The following is a 14,511-nucleotide window of genomic DNA, read 5'->3' as shown; positions in this document are numbered from 1 at the left end:
GGGGCGGACGGGGTCTTCCGGGCGACCGAGGCGCCGCCCGGGGCGGACGAGAGCAACGTCATGAGGGACTCGCTAGGGGCTCGGGCGCGCGGGATCAGTCCGTGCGGTAGGCGGATTCGAGGGCGGAGCGCACGGCGGCGGCGCTCGTCCCCCGGGTGAACGCGGTGCTGGTCGCGGTGATCAGAGGCTGGGTGGCCGTCGGCGGAACGTACAGATCCGGCAGCAGCACCTGCCCGACCCGGCCCCCGAGCCGCTGGGCCTCGGCCACCAGCGGAAAGTCCTTGCTCACGGTGTCCGTCACCAGGGCCATGTCCCGCCCGCTCTCGGTGATGAAGCGCGACACCACCTCGGGCCGGTACATGAACCGCAGGAACTTCTCGACCGAGGAGATCTTCCTGACCCCGTTCGGGCTGATCCAGAAACCGATGAGGGTGTACGAACGCAGAATCGTCGGCTTGTCGTGGGCCGCCCCCGGGGCCAGCGGCCAGCCGCCGATCGCGGTGTGGCCCGCGGTCCTCGCCGGAACCTTCGCCAGCGCGGAGGACATCGCAGACTGGATGGCCGCGGCCTCGGTGTTGTACTGCGTGGTCATGGTGTCCGAGGTCAGCCCCTGCGCCTTGTCGGCGAAGACACCGGCGTCCCGCAGCTCGACGAAGTAGTCGATGCCCTCGCGGACGCCCCGGCTGCCGCTGAAGTCGCCGCTCGCGTAGACCTTCCGCGCCTCGTCCGGGGTGAGGAAGGTCTGGATGATCTGGGCCAGCAGCTTCTGCCCGGTCCAGTCGTTGCCGCCGACGGTGACGGGGGCGATGCCCTTGCTCCGCAACTTCCGGGCAGCGCCGATGAGTTGGTCACCGCTGGTGGGCACGGAGCCGACCCCGGCGCGCTCCAGCAGGGTGGTGTTGTAGGCGACGGGCCAGTTGGTGGCGAAGTACGGGAAGGCGCGCAGCCGGCCCTCGGAGTCGGTCCACTCCTCCAGCGCGGCGGGCAGCACCCGCTCGCGCAGCCCCCAGTCGTCGAGGTATCCCTTCACGTCGACGGTCGCACCGACCTCGGTCCAGGCCAGGGTCTTGTCGTACAGGTTGACCATGACGACGTCCGGCTCCTTGCGGGCCAGCCGGGAGGTCTCGTAGACCTGGGGAAGGTCGTCGCCGTTGACGAGGTTCTTGACCCGGAGCCCGGGGTGCTCCGTGTGGAACTCCTCGACCACGGCCTTGTAGGTGGGGGAGCCCGGGGCGGTGGTGCCGAGCTGGGTGTGGACGATCAGGGTGCCCGGGTCGGAGTCGGCCGAGGCGAACGGGGAACAGCCGGACAGGGCGGGGAGTGCGGCGGCGGCGAGGCCGGATCCTGTGGCGAGGAAGCCGCGCCGGCTCAGGGATGAGCGCACAGCGAGATGTCTCCAACCGGGACGGTGACGACGTGGTTAATCGATATACCTTCGGGTTGCGAGAAACCTAAGGACACATTCCGCTTCGGTCAACCCCCGGTTGCGCAGGATGAATACTCCGACATTTCGGCGCGGTTGATCCCGCCGCACGGCGGGACCGAGTCGCCGTGGACAGGGTCGGGGGGGCGGAGAGTCGCCTTGGACAAGGCCGAGGAGCGGAGAGTCCGGGCGGACCACCGGCGTCCTGGATCAGACTGTCCCCGGGGATCTCTCCGCCAGGCGACATCCCGACACCCCGACACCCCCGGAGTGACCTGCATGCCCCCACGCGTCCACGCTCTTGCCCGCAGCCCCTTGACGCCCGCAGCGGTCGCGGAGTTCCTGGCCCTGCCGGCGGAGCCACCGGTGGACGATGGGTTCGAAGCGGTCGACGCGGAGCTGACGCGCCGCGGATGGGACTGGGAGCACGAACTGGTCGGCGACGCCTTCCGCACGGGGCACGGACACGTGGTCTGCTCCGACGGCAGGAACCCCTTCGGGCAGGCCGACGTCCGCAGCTTCCTCGTGTTCGGAGAGCTGTACCCGTTCGACGAGCACGACGAGGACATGACCAACGAGCCCTGGCTGCGCGAACACCTGGACCTCTGGAGCCAGGTGCCGGGCTGGGAGCGGGACGAGGCGTGCACCTACCAGGACTGCGAAACAACCCTCGCGCAGGCCGCCCGGGCCGTGACCGAACACCTGGGCACGGCGCCCGAGCGGAGCCTCCTGTCGGACGCCGCGGTGGTCACCGGCCCGGCGATGACGCACCGCGTCTGGCGCACCCCGACCCATGCCGTGGTCCTCGGCCCGGCGGCCGACAACGGCCCCTACGGGTACCTGACCCACCTCCAGCTGTCCCTCACCCCGCTCACCTGCGCCCCCGAACTGCCGCTCGCAGCCGACGAGAACGCGCTCGACGCGTGGATCACCGCGCACGTCGACTGGTGACCGCCCGACCGCCCGACTGGCCACCCACCCGACCGATCGCCCGCCCAACCGCCCGTTCGTCACGGCAGGCTGACCCGACTCCCGGTCACCTCACCACGCGGCGATGACCGGCACGCCGGCCTCGTGCCGCCCCCAGGCCCCGTCGAGCCGCGCGAGCCGGTCCGCGGCGGCGATGCCGTACAGTGCCGCGACCTTGCCGCCGCTGATGTCGAACGCCACGGCGCCCACGACCCGGCCCCCGACCACGGCGATCACGGCCGGAGAGTCGTTGACCCGTGCCAGGTACATCGCGGGCGACCCGCCGGCCAGCCGCCGCTTCGCCGGGGTGGGCTTGAAACCGGCCCGTACGAACGAGGCGACCCGCTCGGGCGTCCGGTAGCGCAGCAGCCGCCTGGCCAGTCCGGCGCCGTCCGAGACCGCCGTCACCTCGTCGGTCAGCAGCGCCACCAGCCGATCGGTGCGCCCCGACGTGGCGGCGGCGAGGAACTCCTCGACGACCCGGCGCGCGGACGCGGGGTCGGCCTCGCCGCGGCGGCGCTCGGCGACGACCCGGGTCCGGGCCCGGTGGGCGTGCTGCTGGCTCGCCGACTCGGTGATGTCGAGGATCCCGGCGATCTCGGCATGGCTGTACGAGAACGCCTCCCGCAGGACGTAGACGGCCCGCTCGGCCGGCGAGAGGCGTTCCAACAGGGTCAGTACGGCCAAGGACACCGATTCGCGCTGCTCGAAGGTGTCGGCCGGGCCGAGCATCGGGTCGCCTTCGAGAAGAGGTTCGGGCAGCCAGGCGCCGGCGGTTCGCTCGTGCCGTGCCTGTGCCGAGCGGAGCCGGTCCAGGCAGATGTTGGTGGCGACCTTGGTCAGCCACGCCTCCGGAACCTCGATCCGCTCACGGTCCGCGGCCTGCCAGCGCAGGAACGTGTCCTGCACGGCGTCCTCGGCGTCGGCTGCCGACCCGAGCAGGCGGTACGCGAGCGAGGCCAGCCTCCCCCGACCGGCCTCGAACGTGTCGACCGCTGCGCTGTCCATGGCGAACACTCTAGGCGGCGACCCGCACACCGGGCCGGTCGGCAGCGGGGGCCAGGCGGCGCCTGCGCTTCGGGATGCCGAAGGTCGGGTGGGCGATACCCCAGTCGGAGCCCTTGAGTATCCCCGCCTTGAGCCGTGCGGCGGTCCGGCCGCCCAGGTACCAGGACTTGGACCGGACGTTCCCGTCCACCATCTGGAAGATCGCGTCCCGCCGCCCGAGGCTGATGTGGTTGCCGAAGTACTTCAGCCCGGTGGCCGGCACCTCGTCGCCCGTCAGGCGCGCGATGATCGCGCCGGTCGCCTGCATATTGGTGTACCCGGCCGACGCGCAGGACATCGGCAGCGGCCGGCCGTTGTCGCCGATCGCGTAGGCGCAGTCACCGGCGGCGTAGACGTCCGGGTGCGAGACCGAGCGCATGGAGCGGTCGACGACGATCTGCCCGGTGTCGGCGACCTCCAGGCCGGCGGCGGCCGCGATGGGGTGTACGGCGAACCCGGCCGACCACACGGTCACATCGGCCGGAAGGGCCGCACCGTCGGCGGTGATCGCCCGGTTCGGATCGACCGCTGCGACAGCGGTGCGCTCGTGGACGGTGACGCCGAGCCGGTCGAAGGCTCTCCGCAGGTGGCGGCGGGCTTTCGGGGAGAGCCAGGAGCCCAGTTCGCCACGGGCGGCGAGCGCGACCGAGAGCCCGGGCCGCGACTCGGCCAGCTCGGTCGCGGTCTCGATGCCGGTCAGCCCCTCGCCGACGACCAGAACGGACCCGCCCTCGCCGAGACCGTCCAGGCGCTCGCGCAGACGAAGCGCCGAGCCCAGCCCGGTCACGTCGAAGGCGTACTCGGCCACGCCGGGCACACCGTGGTGGGCGGCCGAGCTGCCGAGCGCATAGAGGAGGGTGTCGTAGGACAGCTCGCCGGGCCCGTCCTCGCCGGTCACGGCGACGGTCCTGCGCTCGGGTTCGAGACCGGTGACCCGGGCCAGGCGCAGCCGCACCTCCGTGCCCGCGAACACGTCGGCGAGCTTACGGCGCGCGATGTCCTGGCCGGCCGCCACCTGGTGGAGCCGCATCCGCTCGACGAAGTCGGGTGCGGCGTTGACGACGGTGATCTCGGTGTCGGCGGGGGAGAGCCGGCGGGCCAGGTTCCCGGCGGTGAAGGCCCCGGCGTACCCGGCGCCGAGGACGACGATGCGGTGCTTCGTGAGCGTCATGACGTGGCTCCTGTCTCGTTCGCGTACCCCTTGAACGGGACAGCGCTCCGATTGCTGACAGGACGTACATGTGACGCGGGTCACCTGGGGCGGCGGCGCGGGCCTGCCGATGCCACCCGCGCCGCAGAACCGTCGGGGACACCCTCAGCGAGCAGGCCCCCGCACCTCGAACGGGTTCGGCACCGCCCCCGTCCAGCGGTGCAGCACCGCGCGCCCGGTCTGCAGCGTGGTCCCCCCGGAGTCGACCGTGCCGGCCTCGGCCACGTAGTAGCGGCCGTCGTCGAGCGAGACCAGACCGTACTGGCCGCCCGACTCGTAGCCGTACACACCGGACGGCTCGTGGTGCAGCCCGCGCGGGAGGAGGGAGAGGATCCGGCCGGTCTCGGGGCGCGGCTGCCCCTTGACCACGCCCCGGCGGGCCGGCTTCGAGCCGTCCACCACAAAGAGCGCGTAGTTGGGAAAGGCCGCCTTCCTGCCCTTGTACACGGCCATCAGCCAGTTGCCGCTGTCCCCGTCGTACTCCAGGTTCTGGACCCCGTAGGTGGTGTTGCCCGTGTAGGCGAAGAACTTGCCGTCGGGGGAGGCGGGGCCGCTGGTGTGCAGCGCGTCCTCGCTCAGCGGCCGCTCGTACTTCCGCCAGTCGCGCACGTCGTACTGGAGCAGCACCTGGTGGTCGTTGTCGGTGCGGGTGGTGTTGGAGTAGACGCCGTACGCGACCGTGAGCCGCCCGCCGCCCCGTCCGCTCAGATCGGGGCCGAAGGCGACGCCGTCGATCCCGCTGCAGCCGTAGCGGTGGTCGGGGGTGTTGCCGGTGTCGCCGTCGAAGACCCCGTCACCGTTCATGTCGGCGGTGTAGTCCCGGACGACCTCCCGGAGATGGACGGTGGAGAGCACATCGGTGGTCCGGGCGTCCATGTTCATCCGGGTGATGCGGGCCCCGTCGAAGATCGCCACATAGAAGGCCTGGGCGGCCTTGTACTCCAAGGAGCCGTAGACCCGCCCGTCCGCGCTGTTGAAGTCCAGATCGCCCAGATGCCCGGTGAGGCCGGTGACCGACCCGATCGGTCTGCCCGCCAGGTCGGTCTTGACCAGCAGATTGGTGAAGGAGAAGTACATGTGGCCCCGGCGGCGGTCGATGGCCGTGCCCTGGAGGTGCCCGGACGACCAGGCCCCGCCGTCGACGGAAGCGGGCAAGGCGAACGGGGAGGAGGACGGGGAGGACGGCGACGGGGACGGCGTACGGGCATGGGCCGCGCCCCCGCCCACCGCAAGGAGGGCCGACGCGAGGACGGTGGACAGGAGCAGGGCGGCGATACGCGCGGGTGCTCGGCTTCGCATGGTTCCTCCGAGATCGTGATCCTGGGGTGTGCGGCGCTGCCGGATACGAGAAGTGCCTCAGGCCCTGCCGTGGGAGACCCGCGAACGCCGGGCCACCGCATCCAACGACACCGCCAGGAGCAATACCCCGCCGGTGACCATGAAGCGGTAGGCGGAGTCGAGATTCAGCAGAGTGAGTCCGCTGGAGATCGACTGGATCACGAGTACGCCGAGCAGAGCGGCGAACGCGGAGCCCCGGCCGCCGAACAGACTGGTGCCGCCGATGACGGCCGCGGCGATGGCGTTGAGGTTGACGTCGCCGCCGCCGCTGCTCTGGTTGGCCGCCGCGAGCCGGGAGGCGGAGAGGATCCCGCCGACGCACGCGAGCGTCGTGCACAGCACGAACGCCATGGTGAGAACGGCCTTCACATTGACGCCCGCACGCCGGGCGGCCTCCATGTTGCCGCCGACCGCGTACATCGACTTGCCGAACGAGGTGCGGGACAGCACGTAGTGCAGCACCAGCACCAGAGCGAGGAAGAACACGAACATCCAGCCCACGCCCCGGTCCCGGTTGAGATACCAGACCGCGGCGCCGAGTCCGGCCAGCAGTGCCAGACTCCGTCCGACGAGCAGACGGCGGGACGCGGCGGCGAGACCTGCCCGGCGGCGCTCCGCGGCACGGGCGGCCCCGGTCCCGTAGAGGACCGCCGCGCCCACGACGACCAGCGTGTACGCCAGCCAGGGCGGCAGGAACTGGAGTTGGGCGAAGGCCACGAGACCCGAGTCGTACGGCAGGTTGATCGAGCCCTTGGGCCCGAGTATCCACAACTGCACGCCGAGGAAGCCGAGAAGGCCGCCGAGTGTGATGACGAAGCTGGGCACCCCGATCCGGTTGTGGACCTGGGCGTAGAACCAGCCGATCAGCGACGCGAGGACCAGCGACGCGGTGACGGCGAGCCAGGCCGGCAGCCCGCGGTCGACGAAGAGGACGGCCAGGACGGCGGCGCTGAGTCCGCTGATCGAGCCGACCGACAGGTCGATCTGGCCGACGAGGAGGACGCAGACGACCCCCAGGGCGATGATGCCGACCGGCACGCTTTCGAGGGCGAGGTTCGTGAGGTTCGCGCTCGACATGAAGATGGGGTTGAGGATCTGCATGACGACCCAGATCACGACGAGACCGGCGAGGACGGGCAGGAGGCCGAGGTCGCCGCCGCGCAGCCGGGCGGCCACGGCCCGCCGGCGGTCTCGGGCCCTGTCTGACCAGGTCGTCGGCTTTTGTGGCGGGCCGGGGGAGAGTTCCGGGCTCGTGACAGTGGCCGGTTGCGTCATGATGCTTCCCCCTTGTGCGCCGCTGCCGGCCCGTTGCCCGGGGCCGGGTCGCCCACGGCCCGGTCGCCCACGGCCGGATCGGCTCCGTCGCCCATGGTCCGGTCCCGGCCGGCGCGGCGGCTGACCACGTTGTCCGTGGCTCCGGTGATGGCTGCCACCAGGTCCGACGCGGTCGCCTCGGCCGCGTCGAAGAGACCGTTGTTGCGGCCGAGCCGCAGGACGGCCACGGTGTCGGCGACGGCCCGCACGTCGGCCATGTTGTGGCTGACCATGATGACGCCCAGGCCGCGCTCCCTCAGCCGCTCGATCAGGTTGAGCACCTCCGCCGTCTGGGCCACCCCCAGCGCGGCCGTCGGCTCGTCGAGGATGATCACTTTCGGGTCGCCCAGGAGGGTCCGCGCGATGGCCACCGTCTGCCGCTGCCCGCCGGACAGGGCCGCGACCGGAACCCGTACCGAAGGGATCTTCGCCGACAACTCCCCGAGAAGAGCGCGGGAGCGGACCTCCATGGCGACCTCGTCCAGGCGCAGCCCGCGCAACTCCCGCCCGAGGAAGAGGTTTTCCACCACATTCAGGTTCTCGCACAGGGCGAGGTCCTGGAACACGGTCGCGATTCCGAGCCGCTGGGCGACGGCCGGGGAGGTGACGGAGACGGCCCCGGTGTCGAAGCCGACGGTTCCGGCATCCGGCTGGTGCACCCCGGAGAGAACCTTGACCAGGGTGGACTTCCCCGCGCCGTTGTCACCCACCAGGGCGACCACCTGACCCGCGGAGACATCGAGGTCGACATCGGTGAGTGCGGCGACGGCGCCGAAGGATTTGCTGATACCGCGCAGCGAGAGCAGCGGACTTCCTGACGACGCGCGGGGGGAGGGCAAGGACTCAACGGTCATGACCGACCTTCCGAAGAGGACAGGCAGGCAGTCGGGCAGGGAGGCGTTCGGCAGGCAGGGGGAGGGCGTTGCCGCGGTCATCCCGTGACTACCTACGTGACGCCCGCCTCGGCACAGGCGGCCGCGTACGTCGCCGTGCACACCTCGGCGGTCTTGAGCGGCTTCCCGTCGCCCACCAGAACCTCCGCGATGTTCTCGCGGGTGACCACGGTGGGGGTGAAGAGCTCCGAAGGAGTGTCGAACAGGGTCGTGTCGCCCTTGGGCTTCTTCCCCTCGGCGAAGGAGAACGCCGCGACGGCCGCGGCTTCCGCGACGGTCTTGATGGGCTTGGAGATGGTGTTGAACTGATCGCCCTTGATGATCCGCTGGGCGGCGGCCAGTTCGGCGTCGTTCCCGGTCACCGGCGGCACGGTCGTTCCGGCCGCCTTGAACGCGGCGATGGAACCGCCGCCCGTGCCGTCGTTGGCGGCCACCACTCCGGCGATCTTTCCCGGGAACTTGGCTATCTGGCCGCTGACCCAGCTCTGGGCCTTCCCCGGCTCCCAGGCAGGGGTGTCGTACTCGGCGAGAAGTGTGAACCCGCTGGAGTCGACCGCGCTGTGGATGCCCTTCTTGATCAGGCCCGCCGCCGCGTCGGTCGGTGACCCGTTGACCTGGAGGAGTCCGCCCTCGGCCGAGGTGGACTTGAGGTGGTCCACCAGCGACTTGCCGATCATGGCGCCGATCTTCTCGTTGTCGAACGAGACGTAGTAGTCGGCCTCGACCGCGGGGATCGGCCGGTCGTACGCGATGACGGGAACCCCTCGCCCCTGTGCCGTACGGACGGTGCTGGCCGCCGCGGCGGAGTCCACCGGGTCGATCACGATGACGTCGGCGCCCTGCGCGAGAGCGGAGTCGGCCTGCTGCTGTTGCTTCGAGGCGTCGCCGCCCGCGTTCTGGTAGAGGACCTCGCAACCACCGCACAGATCCTTCATCTTGGCCTTGAAGAGCGGTGCGTCGTACAGCTCGTACCGGGTGGAGGCGATGTCGGGCATCAGGAAGGCGATCTTCGCGTCCTTCGACGACCTGCCGTCCGAGCGGTTCGGCGCTTTCGTCGTACAGGCGGCTGCGGAGACGATCACCGTCATCACGGACAGGGCCGCGGCGAACGATCTGACAGAGCGTTGCTTCACTGGAATCTCCCGGTCTTCAGGCGGAGAGCCTCCTTCGCGTCAAATTAACATCGTGCGTGTTATTAGTGTCAATGGACATGTCATAAATAACAGGATGGCGGGAGCACTCAGAGGCGTCCGGACAACCGTGCGTGAGCCCCCCACGCGGTCCGGGCCGTCGCCAGCTCCGCCCGGTAGCGCTCGTATCCGTCCTCGTACAACGCCCGTACGTCCTCGCGCGGGTCGACCACCTCATGGCGTCCCGGCGGCGCCTCGTACCCCGGGGACAGCGAGGCCCTGGCGACGGACACCACGCCGAGCGCCCCGACCTGCTCCTCCAACGGAATGCGGACAGGCCGGCCGAGGACATCGGCGATCAGCCGGGCCCACGTCCGCGACCGCGTGCCGCCGCCGCACAGGGCGAGGGTGCCGCTCAGCCCCGCCGTGTCCAGGCAGTGCCGGGCCGCGTAGCCGATGGCCTCGCAGACGGCACGGACGGCGTCGGCCCGCCCGGTCGCCAGGCTGAGCCCGTCGAGTCGGCCCTGGGCCGACGGCTCGACGAACGGGGCCCGTTCGCCCGCCTCGGACAGGAAGGGGAAGGCGTGGGCACCCCGGGCGCCGGGCGGGCTGTCGTCGAGCAGGGCGTCCACATCGGCCGTGGTCGCGCCGACGAGGGCGAGCACCCACTCCAGGGCCGCCGTGCCCACCATGGCGGGCATGGCGCGCAGCCACCGGCCGGGGTCGGGCGTGCACAGCCACATACCGGCGGGCTCGGCGAGCGGATCGAGCTCGACGCGGTCGGTCAGCACCTGGCTCGCGAGGGTCGTCCCGAGGATGAGGACCCCGTCCCCCACCTCGCGCACCCCGCTGCCGATCGCGCAGGCCGGCAGGTCGTACGGCCCCGCCACCACCGGCAGCCCCTCGGGCAGCCCCAGGAGTCCGGCGCCGTGACCGTCCAGCCCGAGCACCGTGCCGGGGGCGGCGGGAGGCGGCAGCAGCCCCGCCCGCTCCTCGACGCCGCACGCCGCCAGGGCCTCGGGCGCGTAGCGGCGGGTACGGGGGTCGAGGAACGGCAGGGTCGCGTCGGAGGCGTCGAGGCACACCCGGCCGGTGAGATGCTGGGCGACCGCGTCGACGCAGTACCCCGCGACGGCTGCGCGGTCCAGCGAGTGGGGCTCGTGCTCCTGGAGCCAGTTCAGCAGCGGGCCGTGGCACCCGGGGAACATGCCGGAACCGGTGTGCGCGTAAGCGGCGTTGATCGTGCCGTCCGCCAGCCAGCGGGTCACCAGGTCCGAGGCCCGCGCGTCCATCCAGGAGATGGCGGGCCGCACCGACCGGCCCTCGGAGTCCCGCAGCCACAAACCGTCACCCTGCCCGGTGAGCGCCACGGCGTCCGGCAGACGGCCGACCTCGGCGGCGACCTCGCGTACGACATCGGCGACGCCGGACACCACGTCGTCGAGATCCTGCTCGACCCGCCCGCCCGACAGCATCTCCACGTGCGAGCGCCGGATCGCGGAGGCCACGGCCCCGCCTGCCTCGTCGAACGCCACGGCCTTGGTGACCGACGTTCCGATGTCCACGCCGATGATGGTCCTCAACCCTGCTACCTCCTGTGCGAGCCGATGGGTTCCGGGGCGTCGGCGGCGGCCGTCAGGACCGCTCGGCCACCAGCACGTCCCGGTTCGCGAGGTGCCGCAACTCCTCCCCCCGGACGAAGCGGCCGACCTCGGCGGCGGTGATGGCCGCCGCACGGTGTGCCGTCTGCCGGGTCGCGCCCGCGAGATGGGGCGTGGTGATCACGTTCGGTACGTCACGCAGGGCCCAGTCGGCGGGGATCGGCTCGACGTCGTACACATCGAGGGCGAGCGCCCCGAGAGCACCGCTGCGCAACAGCTCCGGCAGCGGCCCGTGGTCGAGGAGCCCGCCGCGCGCGGAGTTGACCAGGACCGCGCCGTGCGGCAGCAGCCCGAGGCGACGGGAGTCGAGCAGGTGGTGGGTCTCCTCGGTCAGCCGGGCATGCAGGCTCACCACCGAACTCCGGCTCAGAAGGGCGTCCAGTTCGACGAGTTCGACACCGTCCGCCGCGACCGCGACAGGATCGGCGTACGGGTCGGCCGCAAGCACCTGGGCCCCGAAGGCGCGCAGCACCCGCGCCACGATGCGGCCGATGGCCCCGTAGCCCACGAGCCCGACCGTGGCCCCGCCGAGCTCCCCGCCGCTCTCCTCGTACGCGTACAGATCACCCCGCCAGACGCCCCGCTTGAGCTCCGCGTCGGCGACGGCGATGCGCCGCATCGCGGCGAGCACCAGCCCCACGGCGAACTCCGCGGCGGCGGGGGCGTTGCGGCCGGGGGCGAAGCTGACCCTGACCCCGTGACGGGTGGCGGCGGCCAGATCCACATTGACCGGCCCGCCCCGCGAGACGGCCACGAGACGCAACGCGGGCGACGCGGCGAACACCCGCTCCGTGAACGGAGCCATCTGCGTCACACAGACGGACGCCCCGTCCAGCGCCTCGACAAGCTCGTCCTCCGTGCCGCTCGCCTCGCGGACCTCCGCGACCGGACCGAAGGGCTCATGGGGCCAGGGGAGGGCCAGCTCCGTGAACTCCGGAAGCTCCCCGCCCGTACGGGACAGCTCCTGGCTCACTGCCGCGCGAATCAACGTGGGACGGACGAAGTGGTCGCCTGCGGCGAGGATGCGCATGACGTCGGATTCCTTCTGCGAGGAGAGCCGGTGGGATGGCGTGGCGAGCAGGTCGGAGCCCGATCCGGGCCTGATCCCGGCCTGATCCGAGCCGCGACAGACCGGTCCTGGACTGTGGAATTTCTGTTAAATTTAACAGCGCGTGCGTGAACCGGCAATGCACCCGGCCCATACGAGCAACAGCAACTACGCAGGCTTCGACTCGACCTCGACCTCGGCCTCGAAAAGGCGGTCTCCATGACCTCTCGTCTCCTGCTGGTACGGCACGGTGAGACCGAGTGGCACGCGGAGAACCGCTACGCCGGCGTCACCGACGTCGCCCTGACAGCCCGGGGCATGGCTCAGGGAGCCGACCTCGGAGCCTGGGCCGCCCGCAGCGGCGTGGACGCGGTCGCCTGCTCCCCGCTCAGCCGCGCCCGCCTGACGGCGAGTCCCGCGGCGTTGGCGCTGGGCCTGGCGGTGGAGGTCCAGGAGGGTCTGCGGGAGGTGGACTTCGGCTGGGGCGAGGGCCGGACCATCCAGGAGATGGCCGATGAGGACCCCGAAGCCGTACGGCGGTTCCGCGAGGACGCCGACTCCGGCGCCTTCCCCGGCTCCGAACCCGTCGCCCGGGCAGCGGCACGGTCGACCGAAGCCCTCCGCGACCTCGCACACCGTCACCAGGGACGCAGCGTGCTCGTCGTCGCCCACAACACCCTGCTGCGCATCGCCCTGTGCGAACTCCTCGGGCTGCCCCTGGGGCGCTATCGCCGCATCTTCCCGCGGCTGGACAACGGGGCCGTCACGGAGATCGAGATCCGCGGCACGGAGACGGCGCTGCGCTCGCTCAACGTACCCCCGGCCCCGCCCCCCGCCCCCGCGCCCCCCCCGCCCCCTGCGGGAGACTGACCCCATGACCAAGAGATCCGCCGAAGAGCGCCGACGGCTCATCGCCGACCACGTCGTGGAACAGGGCACGGCCACGGGCGCCGCCCTCGCCCAGCTCACGGGCGTGAGCCTGATGACCGTCCACCGGGACCTCGACGACCTCGCGAGACAAGGGGTGCTGCGCCGCTTCCGCGGCGGCGCATCCGCCCTGCCCTCCACGGTGTTCGAGTCGAGCCTCGACTACCGGCTCGGCGTCAACACGGCGGAGAAGAAGGCCGTCGCGCGCGCCGCCGCCGCGCTGGTGGAGCCCGGAATGTCGGTCATGCTCGACGACTCCACCACGGTCCTGGTCATGGCCGGCCTGCTGATCGACCTCGCCCCGCTCACCGTGGTCACCAACGCCCGCCGAGTGCTCGACGTCTTCACCGACCGCGAAGGCATCCGCCTGATCGCCCTGGGCGGCGAGTATTCACGCACCCACGACTCCTTCCTCGGAATGCCCTGCGTCGAGGCGGTGGAGGCGCTCTCCGTCGACCTCGTCGCGGTCTCCACGTCGGCGCTCGACGCGAGGACGGCCTACCACCAGGAGCAGGACGTGGTCCTGGTCAAACGGGCGATGCTGACGTCGGCGGCGACGAAGGTGATGCTCATGGACCACACCAAGCTCGCCCGGACCGCGCTGCACCGCGTCGGTCCCGTCGGCGACCTGGACCACCTGGTCGTGGACGACGGAGCGGACGCCGACCTGCTCGGCAAAATCCGCGAACGGACCAGTGTCACGGTGGCGACCGTCGCACCATGAGCCCTCCGCCATGAGCCCGCCCCCCATGATGAACCGCATGTTAAATTCACACCGAAAACATCATCACCGCCACTGACGTTGGACCGCCACGTGATCGGCGGGCCGATGTCAACACGTGAGGCCCGTCCCGCCGGGGAAGGACGCTTTCCGCCATGAGCAGTGAATCCCGTCGCACCACATCCCGCACTCCGGCCGTGATCGGCATCGACGTGGCGACCGCGTCCGTCCGCGTGCTGTGCGTGGACGAGCAGGGAAACGTGCTCGCCGAGGCGCGGGCAGACCTACCGCCCCCCGTACGCACCCCCGCGGGGACGAGCGAGCAGGACGCCAGGTCCTGGTGGCCCGCCGTACGGTCAGCACTGCGCCGCACCACGAGCGCGCTGCCCCGGGGCGGCCGAGAGGTGGTCGCGGTGGCGGTGTCGGCGACATCCGGCACGATCGTGCCCACCGGGCGGGACGGCGAACCGCTGGGCCCGGCCCTGATGTACGACGACCGGCGAGCCGCCGCCACCAACGCCGAGGCCGACCGGTTGGGGAGGGTTCGTTGGGGGTTGCTGGGTGTGTCGGTGGGGCCGACGGCTGCGCTGGGTCGGGCTGTTTGGTGTGCGCGGACGTACGGTTCCGCTCTGAGCCACGTCCTGCACACCCCCGAGTTCATCGGCCGGCAGCTGACGGGCCACCCCGTGGCCACGGACTGGAGCCACGCCCTGAAGTCCGGTTATGACGCCCGGGCCGGGGAGTGGGCGCATGAGGTGTTCGACGCTCTGGACTTCCCGCTCGGGGTGTTTCCTTCGGTGGGCGCTCCCGGTACGGGGGTTGGGGTGGTG

At 71.4% G+C, this 14,511-nt stretch carries 13 protein-coding genes; 4 read left to right on the top strand and 9 right to left on the bottom strand.

Annotation, left to right across the window (positions count from 1 at the left end):
• Positions 1 to 94 precede the first annotated feature (94 nt).
• On the bottom strand, positions 95 to 1,384 hold the full coding sequence (locus JS521_RS26480; protein WP_205085488.1) for an ABC transporter substrate-binding protein: 1,290 nt from the start codon (positions 1,382 to 1,384) through the stop codon (positions 95 to 97).
• Positions 1,385 to 1,702: 318 nt separating this feature from the next.
• On the opposite strand from JS521_RS26480, the gene JS521_RS36850 reads away from it, so the two are divergent.
• On the top strand, positions 1,703 to 2,374 hold the full coding sequence (locus JS521_RS36850; protein ID WP_239487859.1) for a hypothetical protein: 672 nt from the start codon (positions 1,703 to 1,705) through the stop codon (positions 2,372 to 2,374).
• A gap of 90 nt (positions 2,375 to 2,464) precedes the next feature.
• Here the strand turns inward: JS521_RS36850 and JS521_RS26470 are convergent, their stop codons facing one another.
• From JS521_RS26470 to JS521_RS26435, 8 genes are all read right to left on the bottom strand, one after another.
• Entirely contained in the window at positions 2,465 to 3,400 is a 936-nt protein-coding gene (locus tag JS521_RS26470) for a sigma-70 family RNA polymerase sigma factor (protein WP_205085487.1), read from the bottom strand.
• 10 nt (positions 3,401 to 3,410) lie between these two features.
• Positions 3,411 to 4,610: an NAD(P)/FAD-dependent oxidoreductase gene (locus tag JS521_RS26465; RefSeq protein ID WP_205085486.1), complete on the bottom strand. Its 1,200-nt coding sequence runs from the start codon at positions 4,608 to 4,610 to the stop codon at positions 3,411 to 3,413.
• Between the two features lie 144 nt (positions 4,611 to 4,754).
• Positions 4,755 to 5,948 (bottom strand): hypothetical protein, encoded by a 1,194-nt coding sequence (locus tag JS521_RS26460; protein WP_205085485.1) that lies wholly within the window; start codon positions 5,946 to 5,948, stop codon positions 4,755 to 4,757.
• A 57-nt stretch (positions 5,949 to 6,005) separates the two neighbouring features.
• A complete protein-coding gene (locus JS521_RS26455) occupies positions 6,006 to 7,262 on the bottom strand; it encodes a sugar ABC transporter permease (protein WP_205085484.1) in 1,257 nt (418 codons plus the stop codon).
• Complete coding sequence (locus tag JS521_RS26450; RefSeq protein WP_205085483.1) at positions 7,259 to 8,155, bottom strand: ATP-binding cassette domain-containing protein; 897 nt, start codon at positions 8,153 to 8,155, stop codon at positions 7,259 to 7,261. Before JS521_RS26450 ends, JS521_RS26455 begins: the two co-directional genes overlap by 4 nt.
• A 92-nt stretch (positions 8,156 to 8,247) precedes the next feature.
• Positions 8,248 to 9,327: a substrate-binding domain-containing protein gene (locus JS521_RS26445; RefSeq protein WP_205085482.1), complete on the bottom strand. Its 1,080-nt coding sequence runs from the start codon at positions 9,325 to 9,327 to the stop codon at positions 8,248 to 8,250.
• Positions 9,328 to 9,434: 107 nt separating this feature from the next.
• A complete protein-coding gene (locus tag JS521_RS26440; protein ID WP_205085481.1) occupies positions 9,435 to 10,907 on the bottom strand; it encodes an FGGY-family carbohydrate kinase in 1,473 nt (490 codons plus the stop codon).
• A gap of 52 nt (positions 10,908 to 10,959) precedes the next feature.
• The gene (locus JS521_RS26435; protein ID WP_205085480.1) at positions 10,960 to 12,015 is read right to left on the bottom strand and encodes a 2-hydroxyacid dehydrogenase; all 1,056 of its coding nucleotides are present in this window, start codon (positions 12,013 to 12,015) and stop codon (positions 10,960 to 10,962) included.
• Between the two features lie 237 nt (positions 12,016 to 12,252).
• Between JS521_RS26435 and JS521_RS26430 the strand changes: the two genes are divergently transcribed.
• The 3 genes from JS521_RS26430 to JS521_RS26420 all read left to right on the top strand — a co-directional run.
• Positions 12,253 to 12,903 carry a histidine phosphatase family protein gene (locus tag JS521_RS26430; protein WP_205085479.1) on the top strand — a complete coding sequence of 217 codons (651 nt, stop codon included), beginning with the start codon at positions 12,253 to 12,255 and terminating at the stop codon, positions 12,901 to 12,903.
• 4 nt (positions 12,904 to 12,907) lie between these two features.
• A complete protein-coding gene (locus tag JS521_RS26425) occupies positions 12,908 to 13,684 on the top strand; it encodes a DeoR/GlpR family DNA-binding transcription regulator (RefSeq protein WP_205085478.1) in 777 nt (258 codons plus the stop codon).
• Positions 13,685 to 13,836: 152 nt separating this feature from the next.
• The coding region (locus JS521_RS26420; RefSeq protein ID WP_275564222.1) for an FGGY family carbohydrate kinase at positions 13,837 to 14,511 on the top strand (675 nt) is incomplete at its 3' end.

Origin of the sequence: Streptomyces durocortorensis, assembly GCF_016901035.1 — a bacterium.
GTDB lineage: Bacteria > Actinomycetota > Actinomycetes > Streptomycetales > Streptomycetaceae > Streptomyces > Streptomyces durocortorensis.
The sequence above is the reverse complement of the archived record's forward strand: the minus strand, read 5'-3'. Positions and strand labels throughout refer to the sequence as shown.

Bases quoted from the DNA above. Each gene is read 5' to 3' on its own strand.
- JS521_RS26460 (WP_205085485.1), bottom strand. From the start codon at position 5,948: ATGCGAAGCCGAGCACCCGCGCGTATCGCCGCCCTGCTCCTGTCCACC.
- JS521_RS26435 (WP_205085480.1), bottom strand. From the start codon at position 12,015: ATGCGCATCCTCGCCGCAGGCGACCACTTCGTCCGTCCCACGTTGATT.
- JS521_RS26465 (WP_205085486.1), bottom strand. From the start codon at position 4,610: ATGACGCTCACGAAGCACCGCATCGTCGTCCTCGGCGCCGGGTACGCC.
- JS521_RS26470 (WP_205085487.1), bottom strand. From the start codon at position 3,400: ATGGACAGCGCAGCGGTCGACACGTTCGAGGCCGGTCGGGGGAGGCTG.
- JS521_RS26425 (WP_205085478.1), top strand. From the start codon at position 12,908: ATGACCAAGAGATCCGCCGAAGAGCGCCGACGGCTCATCGCCGACCAC.
- JS521_RS26450 (WP_205085483.1), bottom strand. From the start codon at position 8,155: ATGACCGTTGAGTCCTTGCCCTCCCCCCGCGCGTCGTCAGGAAGTCCG.
- JS521_RS36850 (WP_239487859.1), top strand. From the start codon at position 1,703: ATGCCCCCACGCGTCCACGCTCTTGCCCGCAGCCCCTTGACGCCCGCA.
- JS521_RS26430 (WP_205085479.1), top strand. From the start codon at position 12,253: ATGACCTCTCGTCTCCTGCTGGTACGGCACGGTGAGACCGAGTGGCAC.
- JS521_RS26455 (WP_205085484.1), bottom strand. From the start codon at position 7,262: ATGACGCAACCGGCCACTGTCACGAGCCCGGAACTCTCCCCCGGCCCG.